Origin of the sequence: Pseudomonas sp. P4795 (genome assembly GCF_048822895.1) — a bacterium.
Taxonomy (GTDB): domain Bacteria; phylum Pseudomonadota; class Gammaproteobacteria; order Pseudomonadales; family Pseudomonadaceae; genus Aquipseudomonas.
On the sequence record NZ_JBMFBT010000005.1, the window covers coordinates 512062 to 534822 of the forward strand.

The 22761-nt window shown below is 60.2% G+C and carries 21 protein-coding genes and 1 pseudogene; 17 read left to right on the forward strand and 5 right to left on the reverse strand.

The window, feature by feature from the left end:
* Position 1: 1 nt before the first annotated feature.
* On the reverse strand, positions 2-2227 hold the full coding sequence (locus ACOI8A_RS17420) for a TonB-dependent receptor (protein ID WP_420647161.1): 2226 nt from the start codon (positions 2225-2227) through the stop codon (positions 2-4).
* A gap of 206 nt (positions 2228-2433) precedes the next feature.
* Between ACOI8A_RS17420 and ACOI8A_RS17425 the strand changes: the two genes are divergently transcribed.
* Positions 2434-3486: a LacI family DNA-binding transcriptional regulator gene (locus tag ACOI8A_RS17425; protein ID WP_420646754.1), complete on the forward strand. Its 1053-nt coding sequence runs from the start codon at positions 2434-2436 to the stop codon at positions 3484-3486.
* 15 nt (positions 3487-3501) lie between these two features.
* On the opposite strand, the pseudogene ACOI8A_RS17430 reads toward ACOI8A_RS17425, so the two are convergent.
* Positions 3502-3597, reverse strand: a pseudogene (locus ACOI8A_RS17430) (type II toxin-antitoxin system HicB family antitoxin); the annotation flags it as partial.
* A 20-nt stretch (positions 3598-3617) separates the two neighbouring features.
* A complete protein-coding gene (locus ACOI8A_RS17435; RefSeq protein WP_420646753.1) occupies positions 3618-4508 on the reverse strand; it encodes a LysR substrate-binding domain-containing protein in 891 nt (296 codons plus the stop codon).
* Positions 4509-4639: 131 nt separating this feature from the next.
* On the opposite strand from ACOI8A_RS17435, the gene ACOI8A_RS17440 reads away from it, so the two are divergent.
* From ACOI8A_RS17440 to ACOI8A_RS17460, 5 genes are all read left to right on the forward strand, one after another.
* Positions 4640-5380 carry an SDR family oxidoreductase gene (locus tag ACOI8A_RS17440; RefSeq protein WP_420646752.1) on the forward strand — a complete coding sequence of 247 codons (741 nt, stop codon included), beginning with the start codon at positions 4640-4642 and terminating at the stop codon, positions 5378-5380.
* Positions 5381-5412: 32 nt separating this feature from the next.
* A complete protein-coding gene (locus ACOI8A_RS17445; RefSeq protein ID WP_420646751.1) occupies positions 5413-5919 on the forward strand; it encodes a DUF1097 domain-containing protein in 507 nt (168 codons plus the stop codon).
* 30 nt (positions 5920-5949) lie between these two features.
* Positions 5950-6846 (forward strand): SDR family oxidoreductase, encoded by an 897-nt coding sequence (locus ACOI8A_RS17450; RefSeq protein ID WP_420646750.1) that lies wholly within the window; start codon positions 5950-5952, stop codon positions 6844-6846.
* Between the two features lie 75 nt (positions 6847-6921).
* On the forward strand, positions 6922-7389 hold the full coding sequence (locus tag ACOI8A_RS17455) for a DoxX family protein (protein ID WP_228731944.1): 468 nt from the start codon (positions 6922-6924) through the stop codon (positions 7387-7389).
* A 25-nt stretch (positions 7390-7414) separates the two neighbouring features.
* Complete coding sequence (locus tag ACOI8A_RS17460; protein ID WP_420646749.1) at positions 7415-7675, forward strand: hypothetical protein; 261 nt, start codon at positions 7415-7417, stop codon at positions 7673-7675.
* Between the two features lie 24 nt (positions 7676-7699).
* Here ACOI8A_RS17460 and betT read toward each other — a convergent pair whose 3' ends face one another.
* Both betT and epsC read right to left on the reverse strand, forming a co-directional pair.
* Complete coding sequence (gene betT / locus ACOI8A_RS17465) at positions 7700-9661, reverse strand: choline transporter BetT (protein WP_420647160.1); 1962 nt, start codon at positions 9659-9661, stop codon at positions 7700-7702.
* Between the two features lie 502 nt (positions 9662-10163).
* Positions 10164-11090: a serine O-acetyltransferase EpsC gene (epsC, locus tag ACOI8A_RS17470; protein WP_420646748.1), complete on the reverse strand. Its 927-nt coding sequence runs from the start codon at positions 11088-11090 to the stop codon at positions 10164-10166.
* Between the two features lie 190 nt (positions 11091-11280).
* On the opposite strand from epsC, the gene ACOI8A_RS17475 reads away from it, so the two are divergent.
* The 11 genes from ACOI8A_RS17475 to ACOI8A_RS17525 all read left to right on the forward strand — a co-directional run bounded on the left by ACOI8A_RS17475 (position 11281) and on the right by ACOI8A_RS17525 (position 22720).
* The gene (locus ACOI8A_RS17475; protein WP_420646747.1) at positions 11281-12273 is read left to right on the forward strand and encodes a D-cysteine desulfhydrase; all 993 of its coding nucleotides are present in this window, start codon (positions 11281-11283) and stop codon (positions 12271-12273) included.
* A gap of 205 nt (positions 12274-12478) precedes the next feature.
* Positions 12479-13279: a cystine ABC transporter substrate-binding protein gene (gene tcyJ / locus ACOI8A_RS17480; RefSeq protein WP_420646746.1), complete on the forward strand. Its 801-nt coding sequence runs from the start codon at positions 12479-12481 to the stop codon at positions 13277-13279.
* Positions 13279-13944, forward strand: a complete 666-nt coding sequence (gene tcyL / locus ACOI8A_RS17485; protein WP_420646745.1) for a cystine ABC transporter permease — start codon at positions 13279-13281, stop codon at positions 13942-13944. The genes tcyJ and tcyL overlap by 1 nt, the downstream gene beginning before the upstream one ends.
* Positions 13945-13948: 4 nt before the next feature.
* Positions 13949-14698 carry an L-cystine ABC transporter ATP-binding protein TcyN gene (gene tcyN / locus ACOI8A_RS17490; protein ID WP_420646744.1) on the forward strand — a complete coding sequence of 250 codons (750 nt, stop codon included), beginning with the start codon at positions 13949-13951 and terminating at the stop codon, positions 14696-14698.
* 461 nt (positions 14699-15159) lie between these two features.
* Complete coding sequence (locus ACOI8A_RS17495) at positions 15160-15924, forward strand: hypothetical protein (RefSeq protein WP_420646743.1); 765 nt, start codon at positions 15160-15162, stop codon at positions 15922-15924.
* Positions 15925-16195: 271 nt separating this feature from the next.
* The gene (locus ACOI8A_RS17500; RefSeq protein WP_420646742.1) at positions 16196-17437 is read left to right on the forward strand and encodes an SfnB family sulfur acquisition oxidoreductase; all 1242 of its coding nucleotides are present in this window, start codon (positions 16196-16198) and stop codon (positions 17435-17437) included.
* Between the two features lie 36 nt (positions 17438-17473).
* Positions 17474-18667: an SfnB family sulfur acquisition oxidoreductase gene (locus ACOI8A_RS17505; protein ID WP_420646741.1), complete on the forward strand. Its 1194-nt coding sequence runs from the start codon at positions 17474-17476 to the stop codon at positions 18665-18667.
* Positions 18667-20025 (forward strand): LLM class flavin-dependent oxidoreductase, encoded by a 1359-nt coding sequence (locus tag ACOI8A_RS17510; protein ID WP_420646740.1) that lies wholly within the window; start codon positions 18667-18669, stop codon positions 20023-20025. The genes ACOI8A_RS17505 and ACOI8A_RS17510 overlap by 1 nt, the downstream gene beginning before the upstream one ends.
* Before the next feature lie 126 nt (positions 20026-20151).
* Entirely contained in the window at positions 20152-20961 is an 810-nt protein-coding gene (locus ACOI8A_RS17515) for a MetQ/NlpA family ABC transporter substrate-binding protein (protein WP_420646739.1), read from the forward strand.
* Positions 20962-22086 (forward strand): methionine ABC transporter ATP-binding protein, encoded by a 1125-nt coding sequence (locus tag ACOI8A_RS17520; RefSeq protein ID WP_420646738.1) that lies wholly within the window; start codon positions 20962-20964, stop codon positions 22084-22086.
* The gene (locus ACOI8A_RS17525) at positions 22076-22720 is read left to right on the forward strand and encodes a methionine ABC transporter permease (protein WP_420646737.1); all 645 of its coding nucleotides are present in this window, start codon (positions 22076-22078) and stop codon (positions 22718-22720) included. Before ACOI8A_RS17520 ends, ACOI8A_RS17525 begins: the two co-directional genes overlap by 11 nt.
* Positions 22721-22761: the final 41 nt, after the last annotated feature.

Genomic DNA, 22761 nt, shown 5'->3' on the forward strand with positions numbered 1-22761 from the left:
CTCAGAAATCCTTGCGCAGTTGCACGCCGAAGTAGCGCTCATCGTCCCGCGGCACGGCGCGGTAAATGTAATTGCCGCCGCTGGCCAGTAGCGGTGAATAAGACTTGTCCGCGAGGTTTTTGCCGAGCAAAGCCACGCGCCAGCCATTGGTGTAATCGGCCAATCCGATGCTGGCGTTCCAGAGGCCGTAAGCGCCCTGCTTGGTGTCGGCGTTCTGGCTGATGTCGTACTGCACTTCGCTCTGCCAGCTGTAGTCGGTGCCGAGTTCGATATCCAGGCCATTGTCCAGCGGGATCGTGTAATCGGCGCGCACGTAGCTTTTCCAGTCCGGGCTGAACGGCAACGGTTTGCCGTTGACGTTGCACGACGCCGCCGCGCCCGCCGGGCAGGCGAACTCGTCGATGCGCGCGCGGGTGTAAGCCAGTGCGCCGGAGAGTTTCAGTTGCTGGGTGGCCTGCAAGGCGTAGTCGAGTTCGACGCCTTCGGTACTGACGCTGCCGGCGTTGATCAGCCGCGTCACGACTTGCCCGGCGACGGTGTCGAAGAAGTTCGCCTGATAGTTATCGTAATCGCTGTGGAAAATCGCCAGATTGGTGGTCAGACGATTGTTCCACGAGGTGGCTTTGATCCCTGCTTCCCAAGTGTTGGAGGTTTCCGGTTTCAGCGCCTCGGTGTCGCGCGGCTGCATGTTGAAGAACACGTTGTAGGCCGGGCCTTTGTAGCCGCGCGAGTAGGTCAGATAGGTGGTGACCGCATCGCTCAAGTCGTATTGCACACCGAGTCGCCCGGACCAGCCGTCCTCGTCCACCGAACCGGAGCTGCTGGTCGCTGGTTGAATGCCGCTGACGGTGGTCGCCGAGGTCGAGACGCGGCGGTGATCGTATTCCAGATCATCGTGGGTGTAGCGCAGGCCGGCGATGCCACGAAAGTCCGAAGTGAAATTCAGCGTGCTCTCACCGAACACCGCGTAACTGTCGCTGGTGGTGCTGTAATCGGCCACGCCTCGCTCGGTGCGGGTGGTTGTGGTGAGTGTGCGCTGATAGGTCTCGTCGTCCTTGCCGTGCATGTAGAACAGGCCACCGACGTATTCGAGGAATTCACCTTTTGGCGAAGCGAGGCGCAGCTCTTGCGAGTATTGATCGAAGGCCAGATCGCCCTTGTCCGCCGTGCCGGGGAATGCTGCGGTCACCGTGCCGAGACGGTCGCCGTCCTGATACTGGGTGTTGTCCCAGCCACGCCACGCGGTGATCGACGTCAGGGTGTAATCGCCGAGTTGCCAGTCGAGTTGCCCGGACAAACCTTTGTTGGTGTCCTCGACGTGGCTGCGGGTGTCGGTGTTGATGTCGCGGTTGTGGCTGGTGGCATTCACCGGGCGCAACGCGTTGCTGAACGCCGGGGTCAACGACTTGCTGACCACGCCGTTGGGCGCGTCGTCGTGGGACTGCATGTAGTCGGCGATCAGCGTAAAGGTGACGTCATCATTCGGGGTGAATTCGAGTTTGCCGCGCACGCCGCGATGGTTGTAGCCGTTGACCTCCTGACCGTTGTGCTGGTTGTCGACATTGCCGTCGTAGCTGCCGAACAAAGTGCTGATCGAGCCTTTGAGCGTGTCCGGAATCAGGCTGCCGCCAATGCCGAAACGCGTACGGCTTTCGTTGCCGCTGTAGTACGACTGATCGATGTAGCCGTGGGTCTGGTTGGTCGGTGCCTTGCTGGTGATATTCAGCACGCCGGCCGAGGCGTTCTTGCCGAACAGCGTGCCTTGCGGACCACGCAGCACTTCGACGCGTTCCAGATCGAGCAGATCCAGAGTCGACTGACCAGGACGCGCATACACCACGCCGTCGATCACCGTGGCCACGGTCGGCTCAACGCCTGGAGAAGTGGAAATCGTGCCCACGCCGCGCACGAACAACGAGGTGTCTTTATTCGATGCACCGGTGCGGAAATTCAGCGACGGCACTTGCTGGACGATGCTCGCCACGCCGTTGCGATTGTCGCGTTCCAGCTGTTCGCCATCGATCACCGAGACCGCCACCGGGACCTTTTGCAGCGACTCTCCGCGGCGGGTAGCGGTGACCGTCACGGATTTGAGTGTCGGCTCTTGTTCAGTGCTGTCGGCGGCGAATGCAGCGGGCAGCGGCAGCGCAGCCAACCCGGTGAGTAGCCAGCCCGCAGCGCGAATCGATTGCGCCAGTTTGTGTGTCGCCCCAGGAATGTTGTGCATGCTCTGCCCGCTCGAAAGTTGCCTTGAACCACTGCCGTTCTGCGACGACAGCGCCTGTTTCGGTGTCTTGGGCATTCGCTCGAGCGAGTAGCAGACAACGCGCTTTGTTAGCGCTAACATCGCCAGTATTGGCAACTCGGGCATAGAGCGTCCAATACTGAAAAATTACGCTTATATGCGATTTGGTTTCTAAGAAGGATCGAACCTTGAGCGAAGAAAAGCCGCGCAAACGCCGTGGCGCCGGGCGCGTGACCCTGAATGCGGTGGCTCGGCAAGCGGGTGTTTCGGCGATCACCGTGTCGCGTTACTTCAATCAACCGGAGCAGGTTTCGCCTGAGCGCCGCGAGCGGATTGCGGCTGTGGTGGAAGCATTGGGCTACGTGCCGAATCTGGTGGCCGGTGGATTGGCTTCAGCGCGCGGCAAAATCGTTGGCATGGTTATCCCGAACATCTCCGGGCCGATCTTCGCCAACACCATTCAAGGCTTCAGCGACACTCTCAGTCGCCACGGTTATCAGCTGTTGTTGGCGTCGAGTTACTTCAGCACCGAGCAGGAAGAAAACGCAGTGCGCGCGTTCCTCGGCTGGTCGCCGGCAGCGCTGGTGTTGACCAGTCACTTTCACAGCGTGGGCACGGAAAAGATGATCGCCGAGGCGGATATTCCGGTGATCGAAACCTGGGATTACCAGCCTGATCGCGAGCCGATGCAGATCGGTTTTTCGCACTTTGCAGTGGGCGTCAGCGCCGCCTGCTATCTGCACGACAAGGGCTACCGGCAGATCGCTTTTGTGCAAAACAGCGCACCCGGCGACTTCAGCGCATTGGAGCGCCGCGATGGGTACGCCGCCACTGTGCGCGAGTTGGGGCTGCAGCCGTGGGTGTTTGCACCGGATGCCGACCGTGCGCCGTTCGAGGCCGGCAAGCAGGCGATGCAAGCGTTGATGAGCGCCTCACCGCGCCCCGACGCAATCATCTTCGCCAACGACAACCTCGCCGCCGGCGGCTTGCTCGCCGGCCAACGTGCAGGCCTGAAAATCCCCGAAGACTGCGCCGTGTTGGGCTTCGGTGATTACCCGTTTGCCGAGATGCTGCTGCCAAGTTTGAGCACAATCAAACCGCCAGCGCTGGAGATTGGTGTGCTCGCGGCGACGCGGGTGCTGGAGAGTCTCGGGGTACTGCCGACTGATGAAGTGCAGCGCTTGAATTTGCTGGAGTGCCGAATCATCGAACGTGAAAGCACCAGCCCCACAGAACTGTAGGAGCTGCCGCCAAAAAACCGTAACGCCTGCGGAGAAGCACCCCGGTACATCCGGGACAATCACTCCGTAGTCCGAGTCGGCATCCTTGTGCAGAACGACCGGGAATTTCATGTGGCTGAATCCTTCCTCTGCTAGCCCGCGTCAGCAAACACTTCCCCCAACCAATCCACAAACACCCGAACCCGTGGCGACATGTGTCGGTTGTGCGGATACAACACCGAGACCGGCATTGGCGGCGGTGGCGTTTCAGTGAGCACTTCGCGGACCAGGCCCTGTTCGATCTGGGTTTGCATGCGGTAGTGCGGGCACTGGATCAGGCCTAGCCCGGCAATGGCCGAGGCGGCGTAGATTTCGGCGCCGAACACCGACAGAGCACCATCGATGGCGACTTCCTGCAGTTCGCCGTCGACCACGAATTCGAAGGGAAACAACTTGGCCGTGGTGCGCGAGACGTAGTTCACCGCGCGATGGTTTATCAATTCAGAGAGGTTCTTCGGCTCACCGTATTGACGCAGGTACGCCGGGCTGGCGCAGGTGATCTGGCGCAGGTTGGCGACTCGCTTGCCGATCAGGCTGGAATCGCCAAGCGTCCCGGCGCGCAGCACGCAATCGACGCCTTCGGCGATCAGATCGACGAAGCGGTCGGCCTCGCTGATCGACAATTCGATGTCGGGATAACGCTCCATGAATTGCGGCAGCGCCGGGATCACAAAATGCTTGGCCAGCGTCCCGTGCAGATCCACCCGCAGCCGTCCTTTTGGCGCCACACCGCGAAACGCCAATTCGGCATCCTCCAGTTCCGCGAGCAATTGCACACAGCGTTGGTAGTAAGCCTCGCCGTCCAGTGTCGGCCGCACTTTGCGCGTACTGCGCTCAAGCAAGCGAGTGCCGAGCCAGGCTTCGAATTGATTGAGGGTGTGAGTCAGTGTCGCCCGTGGCAGGTTCAGGTCATCGGCCGCCAGGGTGAAGCTGCTGCGCTCGTAGATCCGCACGAACACCTTCATTGCTTTGACTTGATCCACGGCGCTTTCCCCCGGCTTTTGATTGTTGGCGATTTTTGAACAGTCAAGGCAACTCTCGTGCATTTATCGGCGTGAGTAAACATGTGAAATTGTCTCCACACCCAATCAACACCTGCACAAGGATCATCGCCATGACTCAGCAAACTTCGAAAGTCGCCCTCGTAACCGGTGCTTCTCGCGGCATCGGCGCCGTGATTGCCAAGCAACTGGCCAGCGAAGGTTTCGCCGTCGCCATCAACTATGCCAGCAGCGCCAGTGAAGCCTCGAAACTGGTGGTGGAGTTGCGCCAGGCCGGGCATCAGGCCATGGCGGTCAAGGCCGATGTCGCCAATGCCGACGACGTGCAGCGCATGTTCGATGAGACCGAGGCACAACTGGGCAAGATCGATGTACTGGTGAACAACGCCGGCATCCTCAAGGTATTGCCCTTGGCGCAACACACGGACGAACTGTTCGAGCAGAACTTCAACATCCACGCTCGCGGCACTTTCAATACCCTGCGCGAAGCAGCGACACGCTTGAACAGTGGCGGGCGGATCATCAACTTCTCCAGCAGCACCGTCGGCATGAACCTGCCGGGTTACGCGGTGTACATCGCCAGCAAAGCAGCGGTGGAGTCGCTGACCCAGGTATTCGCCAAGGAAATGCGCGGACGCAACATCACCGTCAATGCCGTGGCACCGGGCCCGGTCGCTACTGAGTTGTTTCTGCACGGCAAGAGTGAAGAGCAGATTCAGACCTTCGCCAAGATGCCTCCGCTGGAACGCCTGGCTCAGCCAGAAGACATTTCCCGCGTCGTGTCCTTCCTGGTCGGCCCGGATTCGGCTTGGGTCAACGGGCAAGTCCTGCGCGTCAACGGCGGCCTCGTCTGAGCGTCCTCACCCGAGTCAAGGAGAAGAAAATCATGAGTCATCCAGCCAATACCGCCCACACCGGGCAATCGAAACTGATGTTTACGCTGTTCACTGCGGTGGCTGCCGCCACTGCCGCACTGGCGGCCGGTTCCAGCCTGTTGCTGACCCTGCCAGTGTGGGCGATGTTTATCGGTTGGGTCGCGTTCTTTAGCCGTGGCCTGACCTTACGCGACGGCCTGGTGAACCTCGGCTGTGTGCTGATGGGCATCGCCTTCGGCATGGGTGCGGCGCTGAGCATCGGCGCCCTGACGCCCACGTTGGGCCTGTTTGCCCTGCCGGTCGTGGTGCTTGTCGTGGCAATGGTCGTAGTGTCGCTGCGTGCCACCCGGACGATGAACAACCTCGTCGCTTACTTTCTCGGCCTGATCGCCTACTTCGCCTCGCACCTGGAACCCTCCCTGGAAAGCTTCGTTGAACTGGGCGGCGCCGGCACCCTCGGTTCCTTCGCCGGCTGGTTGTCCCACGTCGCGCAACAACGCCTTCCTCGTCGCGCCTGAAACCACCCTCACTGTGCAGAGATCAACGCCATGAAATCCGTCATTCTGATTACCGGTGCCTCCAGCGGTTTTGGTGCACTGACCGCCCGCTCGCTCGCCGACGCTGGCCACACCGTCTACGCCAGCATGCGTGAAACCCTGGGCCGCAACGCACCACAGGTGACTGAAGTGCAGCGCTACGCCGACCAGCATCAGGTCGACTTGCGCAGCGTCGAACTGGACGTTGCGTCCACCGAATCGGTCGAGGCCGGTGTCGCAAAAATTATCGAGGATTGCGGTCAGCTGGACGTGATCATCCACAACGCCGGACACATGTCGTTCGGGCCCGCCGAGGCCTTTACTCCGGAGCAGTTTGCCCAGCTCTACGACATCAACGTGCTGAGCACCCAGCGGGTCAACCGCGCAGCACTGCCGCACCTGCGCAAGCAAGGCCAAGGCCTGGTGATGTGGGTGTCCTCCAGCAGCGCTCGCGGCGGTACTCCGCCGTATCTGGCGCCGTACTTTGCGGCGAAGGCAGCCATGGATTCACTGGCGGTGTCCTACGCCAGTGAGTTGGCACGCTGGGGCGTGGAAACCTCGATTATCGTGCCGGGTGCCTTCACCAAGGGCACCAACCATTTCGTGCACTCCGGCTCGCCCGCCGATCAGGCCCGTGCCGCCGAATACAACGAAGGCCCGTACGCCGGGGTACCGGATCAGGCACTCAAAGGTCTGGCCGCGCTGGAACCGGCAGACGCAGATGTGGGCGAGGTGGCCGAGGCTATCGTCGAGATCGTCGGCATGCCCTTCGGCACTCGCCCGTTCCGCCACCATATCGACCCGTCGCAGGACGGCGCGGAAATCGTCAACGCCATGGCCGATCGGGTACGCGCCGAGATGTTCCGCCGCATCGATCTGGAAGACCTGCTGAAACCGACACTGCGCTAATGCCTGCTCTGCCACCGATCGTTCCCATGCTCTGCGTGGGAACGATCATTGATGACCCGTGCCTCGGAGCTCCCCATGCGCCAGAACCCGACCTTGCTTATTCTCGCCCTTGCGCCGTTCTATCGCCTCGGTGAACCCATTTCCTACGCCCTGTTACGCGCCACGTACGGTGTGATCATGGTGACCCACGGCTTGCCCAAACTGCTGGGTCAGTCGCACGGTTCGATGGCCGATCCGATGGCCGCGTCGATCAACCTGATCCAGAACGTCCTGCACCTGCCGATGCCGGGCCTGATTGGCCTGCTGGTGGCGCTGCTGGAAGGTGTCGGCGGATTGCTGCTGGCTCTGGGACTGGGCACGCGCCTGCTGGCGGCGATGATGGGTATCCAGATGCTGACGATCGCCAGTATTCTCGGACCTACGTGGCCCTGGATCGACCGTGGCATCGAATACCCGGTGCTGATGGCGTTTCTGTCGCTGTACATCCTGTTTCGCGGAGCAGGACGCTACTCACTCGACCACACTTTAGGTCGAGAACTCTGAAAGTTGCGGTCGCGAGGACGTCGCCATGCACACCACCATCATCATCTTCTTCGGCCTGATTCTGCTGACCCTGATGCTCTACATCGGCGAGCGCATCGGCTTCAGTCGCCAGACGATGGCCTACAGCTTCGCCGCGCTGTGGCTCGCGTTGACGGTGATTAATGGTGCAGTGGGCGTCGTGCATGCCGGCCAGCCGATGGGGGCGGAACTGGTGATCGGCAGTATGGTTTTCGGCGTGCCAGTAGCGGCGATGGTGGTGTACATGGTGCTGAGCGCCGAGTCCTGATCGGACCCGACGCTCAGCCTGCCATCAACGCACCAGATGCAGGAACTGCATGTGTCGTTCGTACTGGTCGAGGATGTCGTTGATGATCTGTTCCTTGGTGTAGCCGACCAGATCGTAGTCCTGACTGCCCTCGCTCAAATGCACTTCGGCACGGTAGTAGCGGCGGTTGTTGAGTTGTTTGGAACCCATGCCGCCCCGCGCGAAGGATGGCGTGAAGTAGCCACGCATCTGCACTTGATAGATGAACGGGTGCTGTTCGCCGTGACCGATTTCCAGGCTGACGTTGTCATGCGCCGGATCCGGCTGAGTGACCACGTTCAGGCCTTTCTCGACGAACACCGCCGTCACTTCTTCAATCGCCGGGCGCACCGTTGATTCCATGAAGCGGTACACCTCGTCGCGCGACGGGAAGTGCACTGCCTGGCTCAGACGCTGACGCCAACCGCCGGTGCCACGCCGCGAACCGGAAACCGGTGCCAGCGAATGCAGCTGCGCGATCTGCTTCTGCGATTCCAGATAGAACGCTTTATGCAGTCCCCACATCATCAACAGCAGAATCAGCGAGAACGGCAGCGAGGTCAGCACCACCGCTGATTTCAGCGCATCGATACTGCCGGAGAACAGCAACGCACTGGTGATCAGCGCAGTCATCGCGCCCCAGAACACCCGCAGCCATTTCGGCCCGTCTTCATCCGGATTGCCGCCCTTGGCCGACAAGGTCGAGAGCACCACGGTGCCGGAGTCGGCGGACGTGACGAAGAACACGAAGCTGATGAACACCGTCACCGCGATGACGGTTTTACTCCACGGGTAGGTTTCCAGCAGCAGATACAGGGTCATCGACGGGTTTTCAATCGCCGACATACCCATCGCCGACATGCCGTGATTGAGCACCTGATCGATGGCGCTGTTGCCGAAAATCGACATCCACGCCAGGGTGAAACCCAGCGGAATCAACAGCACGCCGAAGACGAATTCGCGGATGGTACGGCCACGGGAAATCCGCGCGATGAACAGTCCTACGAACGGCGACCAGGCAATCCACCAGGCCCAGTAGAACACCGTCCAACCACCGAGCCAGTCGCTCGGTTTGTCGTAGGCGTAGAGGTCGAAACTCTTCATCGGCAACGCGCCGAGGTAGTCGCCGACGTTCTGGATCAGGGTGTTGAGCAGGTGCTGAGTCGGGCCTGCAAACAGCACGAACAGCAGCAGCGCGCAGGCCAGCAGCATGTTGATGTCGGACATCACCCGCACGCCTTTATCGACGCCGGCCACAGCCACCAGAATCGCTGCGCCCATCATCAGCGTGATCAGGCCGACCTGAATCCATTGCGTATGGGCGATGCCGAACAGGTAGTCGAGACCGGAGTTGAGGTGCAACACACCAAAGCCCATGTCCGCACCGAGGCCAAACACCGTGGCGATAATGCCGAAGCCATCCACCGCGTAACCGATCGGGCCGTTGATGCGCTTGCCGATCAGTGGATACAACGCCGAACGCAGGGCCAGCGGCAGATTATGCCGGTACGCAAAGTACGCCAGCGCCATGCCGACGAAAGCGAACACGCCCCAGCCATGCAGGCCCCAATGCAGAAACAGAATCTGCATCGCCTGGCGCGCGGCATCCGCAGTGCCCGCCTCGCCTTGAGGAGGCTGGAGCATATGCGTCAGCGGCTCGGAGACGCAGAAGAAGAACAGCGTGATGCTGATCCCGGCGGCGAACAGCATGCCGGCCCAGGACAGGTAACTGAACTCGGGCTCGTCGTGGTCGGCACCGAGTTTTATCTTGCCGTAGCCTGATAACGCGGTGACCACCACGAAGACCAGATACAACGTCATCGCGAGCATGTAGTACCAGCCGACCGTATTGGCCGCCCAGTTTTGCGCTTCCAGCAGCCAGGCACCGGCCTGCTCCGGGATGGCGATGACCACCAGGCCAAACAGCAGAATCACCGTCGCAGCGAAGTAGAAAACCGGCGGATTCATCCGCACCAGACCGCTGGCGGGAGTAGACGATGCACTCATGAACCGTGCACCTCGAGGGGTTGAAACGTGGCTGAAATAATCGGACTCAGCAAAGGCAAGCCTCCTGTTGTGAGCGGGCAGCGAGCTACCGGTTTAACTTGAATGAACGTTCAAGTTAAACATGGATAGTACGCTAAGGACTAATCGCAGGGCTGGGCGGTACTGTTTGTACGCTAGCTCAAGGTTGGGTATGACGCGGGATTGGAGGGAATCGTTCACTGGGAAAATTAAAAGCAGAAGCACCCTCACCCTAACCCTCCCGAAACGTCGGACCGCCCGGAGGGAGAGGGGACTGATTGGGAGATGCTTCAGAGCACCATCGACCTGATAGTGCTTTGCTGAATCCATAATCAACTGGATTTTTCAGGTCGATGTATGACGCCAGACACCTCGGTCGGCCCCCTCTCCCTCCGGGCGGTCCGACGTTTCGGGAGGGCTGGGGTGAGGGTAGCTTTTGGCTGCCTTACTTCTGCGTCCCGTCATCATGCTGCAAATTCGCCTGGGTCAGATTGCACCCGGCCGGCACGCTCCGGGTCAGCCAGACATTGCCGCCAATCGTCGAGCCCTTGCCAATCGTGATGCGCCCCAGAATCGTCGCCCCGGCGTAGATCACCACATCATCCTCGACAATCGGATGCCGCGGATGGCCCTTCTGCAACTGCCCGTCTTCATCCGCTGGAAAGCGCTTGGCGCCTAACGTCACCGCCTGATAAATCCGCACGCGCTCGCCGATGATCGCGGTCTCGCCGATCACCACACCCGTCCCGTGGTCGATGAAAAAACTACCGGCGATCTGTGCCCCCGGATGAATGTCGATGCCGGTCGCCGAATGCGCGATTTCCGAACTGATGCGCGCCAGCAGCGGCAGCCCCGCGCGGTACAAATGATGCGCCAGCCGATGGTGGATCACCGCCAGAATCCCCGGATAGCACAGCAGCACTTCATCCACGCTGCGCGCCGCCGGATCGCCGTGATAGGCCGCCAGCACATCGCTGTCGAGCAGACTGCGCAGTTGCGGTAACGCCAGGGCGAAATCCTGAATGATGCGGATTGCCTGCGCCTCGACTTCGGTATCGACCTGCGCACTGTGCCGGGCAACGTAGCGCAGCTCCAGCCGCGCCTGTGTCAGCAGCGCATTCAACGCCACATCAAGGGTGTGGCCGACGTAGAAATCTTCGCTTTCCTCACGCAAATCCACCGGCCCCAAACGCATTGGAAACAGTGCGCCACACAGCGCTTCAAGAATCTCCGCCATCGCCGCACGGGACGGCAACTCGCGTCCGCCCTGCTCGCCCGAAGCGCGGCCATTCTCTGCGCGCCACTGATCGCGCGCGGTACGCAGTTGGCTGACGATGGTCTGCAATTGCCAATGACTGGAACGCTCGCTCACGGTAAAGACTCCTCACGGGCGGCCGGACTGTCTGGCCGCGTCAACGGCGACTACTTTACGACAGGGCTACAGGCGCGAATTAAGAACCGATAGTGCTGGACTCAGTAGATTTGGCTATAAGCGATTGGCGGTTGATCCGGCAAATCGGCGTGCCTATAGTCCCGACATCTCTCTTTGCCAGTACGGGCTCATGATCAAACAACAGCTGCAACGCTTCACTCGTCTCGACCTGCTCGGCCAACCGACTGCCCTGGAAAAACTCGAACGCCTGTCCACCTGGCTCGGTCGCGACGTGTACCTGAAACGCGATGACCTGACGCCGCTGGCCATGGGCGGCAACAAGCTGCGCAAACTCGAATACCTCGCTGCCGACGCCCTCGCCCAAGGCGCCGACACGCTGATCACCGCTGGCGCGCTGCAATCGAACCACGTGCGCCAGACCGCGGCGATTGCCGCGAAACTCGGTCTGAGCTGTGTGGCGTTGCTGGAAAATCCGCTGGGCACCGACGACAGCAATTACACCGGCAACGGCAACCGCCTGCTGCTGGATCTGTTCGACACCAAGGTCGAGCTGGTGGAAAACCTCGACAACGCCGACGAGCAACTGGCCGCCCTCGCCGCACGCTTGCGCAACAGTGGCAAGAAGCCGTATCTGGTGCCGATTGGCGGTTCGAATGCGCTCGGCGCTCTGGGATATGTGCGTGCTGGTCTGGAACTGGCCGAGCAGATCAAGGACACCGGTCTGCAGTTTTCTGCCGTGGTGCTGGCCTCGGGCAGCGCCGGTACTCACAGTGGTCTGGCACTGGCCTTGAGCGAAGCGCTGCCGCAACTGCCGGTGATTGGCGTGACGGTTTCGCGCAACGAAGAAGATCAGCGTCCGAAAGTCCAGGGGCTCGCCGAACGCACTGCCGAGCTACTGGGCATCGAACTGCCGGAGAGTTTCAAGGTCGAGTTGTGGGACGACTATTTCGGGCCGCGCTACGGGGAGCCGAATGCCGGAACCCTGGCAGCGGTGAAGTTGCTGGCGAGTCAGGAAGGCGTGCTGCTTGATCCGGTGTACACCGGCAAGGCCATGGCCGGATTGCTCGACGGAATTGGTCGCGGACGCTTCGATGAAGGCCCGATCATCTTCCTGCACACCGGCGGCGCCCCGGCGTTGTTCGCGTACAAGGACTACTTGTAAGCACAGCACTCGCATAGCGCTAAAAAGCATAACAAATGGAAAATTCATTATTTTCAATTCTAAACAAACGATCTTATAGTCTCGCCGCAGGCGAATTTCGCGGGAGACGCATAAGCTGCTTTAAGGCAGGATAGCGCTGTCGTTGAACTCCCGGATTTGCCAACTTTCCTTAAGCGTCTTCCATAAGAAAACACAGGGGCTTGTCATGAATTTTTCCGCACTACGTCGAAATCTGCTGGTAGGTTCGCTGGGCCTGGCGCTGGGCGCCGGTCTGCTCGGGCAAGCGGTTGCCGGTGAGCAACTGAAAACCATCCAGGACAAAGGCGTGATCAACGTCGGTCTGGAAGGCACTTATCCACCGTTCAGCTTCGTCGATGCCGACGGCAAACTGTCGGGGTTCGAAGTTGAACTCGCCGAAGCGCTGGCGAAGAAGCTCGGTGTGAAAGCCAAGATTCAGCCAACCAAGTGGGACGGCATCCTCGCTGCTCTGGAATCCAAGCGTCTGGACCTGGTGGTCAATCAGGTGACCATCTCCGAGGAGCGCAAGAAGAAGTATGACTTCTCCGCGCCGTACACCGTTTCCGGGATTCAGGCACTGGTGCTGAAGGACAAGGAAGCTGCGCTGAACATCAAGACCGCCGCTGACCTGGCCGGCAAGAAAGTCGGCGTGGGTCTGGGCACCAACTACGAACAGTGGGTCCGCGCCAACGTGCCGGGTGCTGACGTGCGTACCTATGACGATGATCCGACCAAGTTCGCCGACCTGAACAACGGCCGTACCGACGCGATTCTGATCGACCGTCTGGCCGCACTTGAGTACGCCAAAAAAGCCCCGAAAACCGTAGCCGCCGGCCAAGCGTTTTCGCGTCAGGAATCCGGGATTGCCCTGCGTAAAGGTGAGCCGGAACTGCTGGCGGCCCTGAACAAAGCGCTCGATGAGCTGCGTGCCGACGGTACGCTGAAAAAGCTTTCGGAAAAATACTTCAGCGCTGACGTCACTCAATAATGGAAGAAGCTTTCCAACTCGCACTGGACTCCGCGCCCTTCCTGCTGAAGGGCGCGTATTACACGGTGATCCTCAGTCTCGGCGGCATGTTCTTCGGCTTGCTGCTGGGCTTTGGCCTGGCGTTGATGCGCCTGTCGCGCTTCAAATCGGTCAGTTGGCTGGCACGCATCTACGTGTCGTTCTTTCGCGGCACGCCGTTGCTGGTGCAACTGTTCGTGATCTATTACGGCTTGCCGCAAATGGGTCTGGAACTCGACCCGCTGCCGGCAGCCCTGATCGGTTTCTCGTTGAACATGGCCGCTTACGCTTGTGAAATCCTGCGTTCCGCGATCAGCTCGATCGAGCGCGGTCAGTGGGAAGCCGCTGCGAGTATCGGCATGACCCGCGCGCAGACTTTGCGCCGGGCCATCCTGCCGCAAGCCATGCGCACGGCGTTGCCGCCGCTGGGCAACAGCTTCATTTCACTGGTCAAGGACACTGCGCTGGCCGCCACCATTCAGGTGCCGGAACTGTTCCGCCAGGCACAGCTGATTACCGCACGGACTTTCGAAGTCTTCACCATGTATCTTGCCGCCGCGCTGATCTACTGGGTTCTGGCTACAGTGCTTTCGCACTTCCAGAACAAGTTGGAAGAGCGGGTCAATCGGCACGACCAGGAGTCCTGACCCCATGATTGTCGTGGAAAAACTGACAAAGCAGTTCAAGGGTCAAGTCGTGCTCAACGGCATCGATCTTGAAGTGAAAGAAGGCGAGGTCGTGGCGATCATCGGCCCCAGCGGTTCGGGCAAGACCACGTTCCTGCGCTGCCTGAATTTCCTCGAAGAACCGAGCAGCGGCCGGATCAAGGTCGGCAAGATCGAGATCGATACCAGCCGCCCGTTGAACCAGCAGCAAAGCCTGGTGCGCAACCTGCGCCAGCACGTGGGTTTCGTGTTCCAGAACTTCAACCTGTTCCCCCATCGCACCGCGCTGGAAAACGTCATCGAAGGCCCGATTGTGGTCAAGAAGATGCCCCGCGACACAGCCATTGCCCTGGGCAAGAAGCTGATGGCCAAGGTTGGGCTGGCGGGCAAGGAAGACGCCTATCCCCGACGGCTTTCCGGTGGTCAGCAACAGCGCGTGGCGATTGCCCGGGCGCTGGCGATGGAGCCGGAAGTGATCCTGTTCGATGAACCGACCTCGGCGCTCGATCCGGAACTGGTCGGCGAAGTACTGGCGACCATCCGTGGCCTGGCGGAAGAAAACCGCACCATGGTCATCGTCACTCACGAGATGGCTTTCGCTCGTGATGTGGCCAACCGTGTGGTGTTTTTCGACAAGGGTGTAATCGTCGAGCAAGGTGACGCGAAAGAGTTGTTTGCCAATCCGAAAGAAGAACGCACGCGACAGTTTCTCAGCAAATTCAGAAGTCACGCCTGACAACTTAAGCATCAAACTTCCAAGGATGGAAGTTACATCCGCCCCGCCTTACCTTCCTTTTAAACATCAATCTAAATTAGCGATCCATGCGGTACATATATATGTCCTGCAACAGATCTGTCACGCCTAAAATCTGTCAATACCCTAAGGCAAAGGTGGGCAGAGACATTCGCCGCGACCACCTGAAACCGCCGATATACGTGGCCGTCTTCGCAAAACAGGCTAGGCACAGTGCTTATTCAGCGTAGGAGCTTTCTGATTAACTTGTAATTCAAGGATTAAGTAAGCGTCTCTATTGACACTTCTCAAGGCGAACTTTTATCTAGTCACCCACCGGCACCCCGTATTGCAAACAAGCACTGTCAAAGTTCAACAACTGTTGATTATTTTATTGCCCGGTAATACACGACTTTTGTTCTTTCAGAAACGGACTTCTTTGCAATGCTTCAAGGAGAGAAAGCATGACTCGCACTTCGCACACCGCGCTGCTGGCAGCGCCCAGCCTGACGCTGGCGCAAAAAACCGGCATCAACCTGGCCGCTGCCGCTCATTTGCTGATCGACGTGGCGCCGTACCCTGGAATGGACGCAGGAGATCTGATCGAACTGTTCTGGGACGGCTGCTACGTGGCTTCGCGGGTGTTGGTCGACGAAGAGCTCGGTGCGCCAATCAGCATGCGGGTGCCAGAGAGTTTTATTGCCAGCGGTTTTTCGACCATTCATTACCGGGTCATGCAGGTCGGCCAAGGCCCGGCGTTGTCGGCGACCACCCGGATCGAGGTCAAGCTCGACTGCCCCGGCGGCCAGCCTTCGCCGCTGTGCGGTGACGAAAACCAGCAACTGGCGCCGGTAACTCTGCCCGAGACCATTCGCCGTCAGGGCGTAAATCCGAACCAGATCAAACGCGGCGTGCCGCTGACCATCGAGCCGTATCTGAACATGGCTGAAGACGATGCAATCACGCTGCGCTGGGGCGACGTGCGCATGGACCTGGCGCGGATCACGGCCGACGATATCGGCCGGCCGATCCAGGTCTGGGTGCCGCCGGCAATCATTGTCGAAGGCGGCGAAGATCTGCGGCTGGACGTGACCTATTGCATCCTCGACCGGGTCGGTAACAACTCGCGCTGGGCACCACCGCGCACGCTGAAAATCGGATGTGTGAATCCCTATCTCAAAGTCCCGCTCAAACAAATCCCCAAAGCCGCTGAGTCCCGCCTGGACTAAATCCAATTCCCTGTGCTCCACCACAGGGAATTGCTGCATGTCTGCAAAAGTTGTTAACCAACCAGAACACTCACCCTTCTATACATATTCCTAAAAGTTAGTTTATTTAATATTTATACGCGATTAGGGTATATGCACCGGACCACCGGACATTCTTTCTTTCGTCGCACATCGCGGCGTTTTTCATGAGATGTGAGGTAGGTATGGTCCGGAACACAATCACCCCAGTGCAGATCGCCAGGGCATTGCGTGCAGCCAAGGAGCGGCACTGATGTCCAGTCTGGCAGACGCAAACGTCCAGTCTGATCTGGACATCGCCCCACTGTTGTTGCCCGCGCAAGTGCTGCGCAACGACGCCCAAGCCATCAAGGCCGCCCATGACCTGGCGCAAGTCGCCCGCGTGCAGGCGGCCAAACGCGACCGTCAGCGCAAGTTGCCGTGGTCAGAAATCGAGCAGTTCACCCGCAGCGGTCTGGGCAGCATTGCCATCCCGCGCGAGTACGGCGGCCCGCAGGTTTCGTACGTTACGCTGGCCGAGGTTTTCGCGATCATTTCCGCGGCCGATCCCGCGCTTGGGCAGATTCCGCAAAACCAGTTCGGCATTCTCAATCTGGTACTCGGCTGCGCCACCGAAGCGCAGAAAAAACAGCTGTTCCAGAGTGTTCTGGAAGGCTGGCGCGTCGGTAATGCAGGTCCCGAACGCGGCACCAAAGACACACTGGAATTGAAAGCGCGGATCACTGCCGACGGCGATGATTACGTGATCAACGGCCAGAAGTTCTATTCCACCGGCGCGCTCTTTGCCCACTGGGTTGCGGTCAAGGCGCTGAACGATGACGGCAAGCAAGTGCTGGCCTTCGTCCGTCGCGGTACGCCGGGCCTGCGCATCGTGGATGACTGGTCGGGCTTCGGTCAGCGCACCACCGCCAGCGGGACGATCCTGCTGAACAACGTGCGAGTCGATGCCGGCCTGGTTGTGGATAACTGGAAGATCAACGAAAAACCCAACACCCAAGGCGCCGTTTCGCAGCTGATTCAAGCGGCGATTGACGCCGGGATCGCCCGTGGCGCCATCGACGACGCCATCGAATTCGTCAAAACCCGCGCGCGGCCGTGGATCGACGCCAAGGTCGAGCGCGCCAGCGATGACCTCTACGTGATCGCCGACATCGGCAAACTGAAAATCGAACTGCACGCCGCCGAAGCGCTGTTGCGCAAGGCCGGGCAAGTGCTTGATCAGGTCCAAGCCGTACCACTCACTGCCGATTCTGCCGCCCGCGCCTCGATTGCCGTGGCCGAAGCCAAAGTGCTCACCACCGAAATCTCGCTGCTGGCCAGTGAAAAACTTTTCGAGCTGGCCGGCAGCCGCGCGACCCTCGCCGAATTCAACCTCGACCGGCACTGGCGCAACGCCCGCGTGCACACCCTGCACGACCCGGTGCGCTGGAAGTACCACGCGGTCGGCGCCTATCGCCTCAACGGCAAATTGCCGGCCCGTCACTCCTGGATCTGACGACCAGAACTTTTGACCAGATCTCTGGAGAACCCTATGACCTTTTCCCATCCCGTCGCGATCATCACCAGCGACGTACAAGCCCTGATCGTCGCCAGCGACCTGGCCGAAGATTTCCAGCGCGACAGCAACCTGCGCGACCGCGAGCGCCGCTTGCCGCTGCCGGAACTCGATGTGTTCTCACGCTCCGGCCTGTGGGGCATCAGCGTGCCCAAGGAGTACGGCGGCGCTGGCGTATCCAACGTCACGCTGGCCAAAGTCATCGCCCTGATCGCTCGGGCCGACGGCTCGCTCGGGCAGATTCCGCAGAACCATTTCTACGCCCTCGAAGTGCTGCGGGTGAACGGCAGCCACGAGCAAAAACAACGCCTGTACGCCGAAGTTCTCGCCGGCCAGCGCTTCGGCAATGCACTGGCGGAACTGGGCACCAAAACCGCCCACGACCGCGTCACCAGCCTGACTCGCGACGGCGATGGTTATCGCATCAACGGCCGCAAGTTCTACGCGACCGGCGCGATTTATGCGCAGCGCATTCCGACTTCGGTGGTCGATGAAAATGGCGTGCAGCAATTGGCATTCGTGCCGCGTGACAGCAAAGGCCTGACCGTGATCGACGACTGGAGCGGCTTCGGCCAGCGCACCACCGGCAGCGGCTCGGTGGCGTTCGAAGACGTGTACGTTGCCGCCGAAGACGTGATCCCGTTCCAGAGCGCTTTCGAGCGTCCGACCACCGTCGGCCCGCTGGCGCAGATTCTTCACGCGGCGATCGACACCGGCATCGCCCGCGCCGCCTATGAGGACGCGCTGCACTTCGTGCGCAGCAAGACGCGGCCGTGGATCGATTCGGGTAACGACAAAGCCACCGAAGACCCGTTAACCCTGAAAAGCTTCGGCCACTTGAGCATTCGTTTGCACGCCACCGAAGCCTTGCTCGAACGTGCTGGGGAATTCCTCGATGCGGCGCAGGCAGAGACCAATGCCGAGACTGTCGCAGCAGCTTCCATCGCGGTCGCCGAAGCGCGCGCAATCAGCACCGAAATCTCGCTGGCCGCCGGCAGCACGCTGTTCGAACTCGCCGGCAGCCAGGCAACCCTGATCGAGCACGGCCTCGATCGCCACTGGCGCAACGCACGGGTGCACACCCTGCACGACCCGGTGCGCTGGAAATATCACGCGGTCGGCAATTACTACCTCAACGATGAAAACCCGCCACTGCGGGGGACTATCTGATGAGCAAGGCGAAGAAAAAGATCCTGCTGAATGCGTTCAACATGAACTGCATCGGCCACATCAATCACGGGTTGTGGACGCATCCACGGGATAACTCGACCCAGTACAAAACCATCGAATACTGGACCGAGCTCGCGCAACTGCTGGAGCGCGGGCTGTTCGACGGTTTGTTCATTGCCGACATCGTCGGCGTGTACGACGTCTATCAGAACTCGGTGGATGTGCCGCTGAAAGAGTCGATCCAGTTGCCGGTCAACGACCCGCTGTTGCTGGTCTCGGCGATGGCCGCCGTGACCAAAAATCTCGGCTTCGGCCTGACCGCCAATCTCACTTACGAACCGCCGTATCTGTTCGCCCGGCGCATGTCGACTCTTGATCATCTGAGCCGTGGCCGCGTCGGCTGGAACATCGTCACCGGCTACCTGGACAGCGCCGCCAAAGCCATGGGCCTGCGCGAGCAAGTCGAACATGACCGTCGTTACGACCAGGCCGACGAGTACCTCGAAGTGCTCTACAAACTCTGGGAAGGCAGCTGGGAAAACGGCGCGGTGCTCAACGATCCGCAGCAGCGTATCTACGCCCAACCGGAGAAAGTGCACAAGGTCGAACACCAGGGCGAGTTCTATCAGGTCGAGGGTTATCACCTGTGCGAACCGTCGCCACAACGCACGCCGGTACTGTTTCAGGCCGGCAGTTCCGATCGCGGTTTGCTGTTCGCCGGACGACACGCCGAGTGCGTGTTCATCAGCGGCCAGAACAAGCCATCCACCAAGGTGCAAGTGGACAAGGTGCGCGCCAGCGCCGTCGAGGCCGGGCGCAACCCTGAGGACATCAAGGTGTTCATGGGCCTGAATGTGATCGTCGGCGCGACCGAGGAAGCCGCCTGGGCCAAGCATGCCGAATACCTGAGCTACGCCAGTGCCGAAGCCGGTGTGGCGCATTTCTCGGCGTCTACGGGCATCGATTTCTCCGAATACGCAATCGACGAACCGATCCAGTACGTGAAGAGCAACGCCATTCAGTCGGCGACCAAGAATCTGCAAAACAACGACTGGACCCGGCGCAAGTTACTCGAACAACACGCTCTCGGTGGCCGCTACATCACTGTGGTCGGCTCGCCGCAGCAAGTCGCCGATGAACTGGAATCGTGGATCGCCGAAACCGGCCTCGACGGCTTCAACCTGACCCGCATCGTCACCCCGGAAAGCTACGTGGATTTCATCGAACTGGTGATCCCCGAGCTGCAACGCCGTGGGTCGTACAAGACCGCGTATGACAGCGGCAGCCTGCGCGAGAAGCTGTTTCACGGGGAAGCGCATTTGCCCGAGCAACACGCTGGATCGGCATTCCGCCGCTGAAAGCATCGCTGGCAAGCCAGCTCCCACAGGGATATGTGGCGTTCACAGAACACTGTGGGAGCTGGCTTGCCAGCGATGAGGCCCGACCCGACAACACAAATTTCATGCACTGACTGGAAAATCACTATGACCAAGAAACGCCTGTCCCACCCAGTCAAAGCACTGGCCCTGGCCCTCGGCCTGTTCAGCTCGGCAGTATTCGCCGCTGACGCACCTCTGAAAATCGGTACCACCGCGGCCTTCGCGATTCCGCTGGAAGCCGCGGTCGAAGAGGCCAACAAGCAAGGCCTGAAAGTCGAGCTGGTGGAGTTCACCGACTGGATCGCACCCAACGTCAGCCTTGCCGCCGGCGACATCGACGTCAATTACTTCCAGCACATCCCGTTCCTGGAAAACGCCAAAGCCGCCGCCGGTTTTGATCTGGTGCCATTCGCGCCGGGGATCATCAACAACGTCGGCCTGTACTCGAAGAAATACAAAAGCTTCGACGAGTTACCGCAAGGCGCGAGCGTGGCCATCGCCAACGATCCGATCAACAGCGGCCGCGGTCTGCAACTGTTGGCCAAGGCCGGCCTGATCACGCTGAAACCGGGCGTTGGCTACAAGGCCACCGAAGACGACATCGTCGCCAACCCGAAGAAGATCAAGATCCTGCAAGTCGAAGCCGTGCAACTGGTGCGCGCCTACGATGACGCCGATCTGGTGCAGGGCTACCCGGCCTATATTCGCTTGGCGAAGACTTTCGATGCCGGTTCGGCGCTGCTGTTCGACGGTCTCGATCACAAGGAATACGTGATCCAGTTCGTGATCCAGCCGAAGAGCAAAACCGATCCGCGGCTGATCAAATTCGTCGACATTTACCAACACTCCCCGGCCGTGCGCGCTGCGCTGGATAAAGCTCACGGCAAGCTGTATCAGGCCGGTTGGGAAAGCTAAATGACCGCTGCCATTCAACGGCGACCGGAGATTCCGGAGCCAACTGCACTCGCCGAGCGCACCGAACTGCACCCCGAACTGAACCGCGCCCATGTACGCTTCATCGGTCTGGGGAAAACCTATGAAGGTCGGCAAGGCCCGGTCGCGGCGCTGCACGGCATTGATCTGGCGATCCAGCGCGGTGAAGTGTTCGGCATCATCGGCCGCAGCGGCGCCGGCAAATCGTCGCTGATTCGCACCATCAATCGTCTGGAACAACCGACTTCGGGCCGGGTGTTGATCGATCAAGTGGACATCGGCGAGTTCGACGAGGATCGCCTGGTCGCCCTGCGCCGAAGGATCGGCATGATCTTTCAGCACTTCAACCTGATGTCGGCCAAAACCGTGTGGCAGAACGTCGAATTGCCGCTAAAAGTTGCCGGTGTCCCCAAGGAACAGCGCGAGAAAAAAGTCCGCGAACTGCTGGAACTGGTGGGTCTTGAAGCCAAGCACAAAGCCTATCCGGCGCAGCTCTCCGGCGGACAGAAACAGCGCGTCGGCATCGCCCGCGCGCTGGTGCATGACCCGGACATTCTGCTGTGCGACGAAGCGACTTCTGCGCTCGATCCGGAAACCACCCAGTCGATCCTCGGCCTGTTGCGCGAGATCAACAAACGTCTGGGTCTGACCATCGTTTTGATCACCCACGAAATGGCCGTCATTCGCGAAATCTGCGACCGCGTGGTGGTGTTGGAGCATGGCCGCGTGGTCGAGCAAGGCCCGGTGTGGGAAGTGTTCGGCAACCCGCAACACGCAGTCAGCCAGACCTTGCTCGCACCGTTGCAACACGCGCTGTCGGACGAATTGCAAAGCCGCTTGCACGCGCAAGCGCCGGCGTCAGACGCAGCGGTGGTGCTGCGTTTGCAATTCACCGGCAGCATTGCCGACGAGCCGGATCTTGCAGCGTTGTTTACTGCACTCGGCGGGCGGGTGAAATTGCTTCAGGGCGGCGTCGAACGGATTCAGGGCCATGCGCTCGGGCAGTTGCTGTTGGCGGTGGCCGGCTCAGCGTTGACCGCGGACGAATTGCGCCAGCGCGCCGCGCATTGGGCGCAACGGGTGGAGGTGTTGGGCTATGTGGTTTGATCGCTTGCTGCTAGGTTTCATCGACACGTTTTTGATGGTCGGCGTTTCGTCGCTGATCGCGTTGCTGGTGGGGATACCGATGGCGGTAATTCTGGTCACCAGCGACAAGGGCGGAATATATCAGGCGCCGGTTTTGAACCGTGCACTGGGCGCGTTCGTGAACCTGTTTCGCTCGATTCCGTTCCTGATTCTGATGGTCGCGCTGATTCCGTTCACCCGGTTGATCGTCGGCACCACTTACGGTGTGTGGGCGGCAGTCGTGCCGCTGACCATCGCCGCCACGCCGTTCTTTGCGCGGATTGCCGAAGTCAGTTTGCGCGAGGTCGATCACGGTTTGATCGAAGCCGCACAAGCCATGGGCTGCCGGCGCTGGCACATCGTCTGGCATGTGCTGCTGCCCGAGGCGTTGCCGGGGATTGTCGGCGGTTTCACCATCACGCTGGTAACCATGATCAACTCCTCGGCCATGGCCGGGGCGATCGGTGCCGGCGGGTTGGGCGACATCGCTTATCGCTACGGTTATCAGCGCTTCGACAGCCAGATCATGTTGACCGTGATTGTGTTGCTGGTGGCGCTGGTGGCAGTCATTCAATTGGGTGGAGATCGACTGGCGCGAGGGCTGAACAAGCGCTGAGTCCCGTTGCATGGCGTATATTCGGCAAATCCCATTGCCTG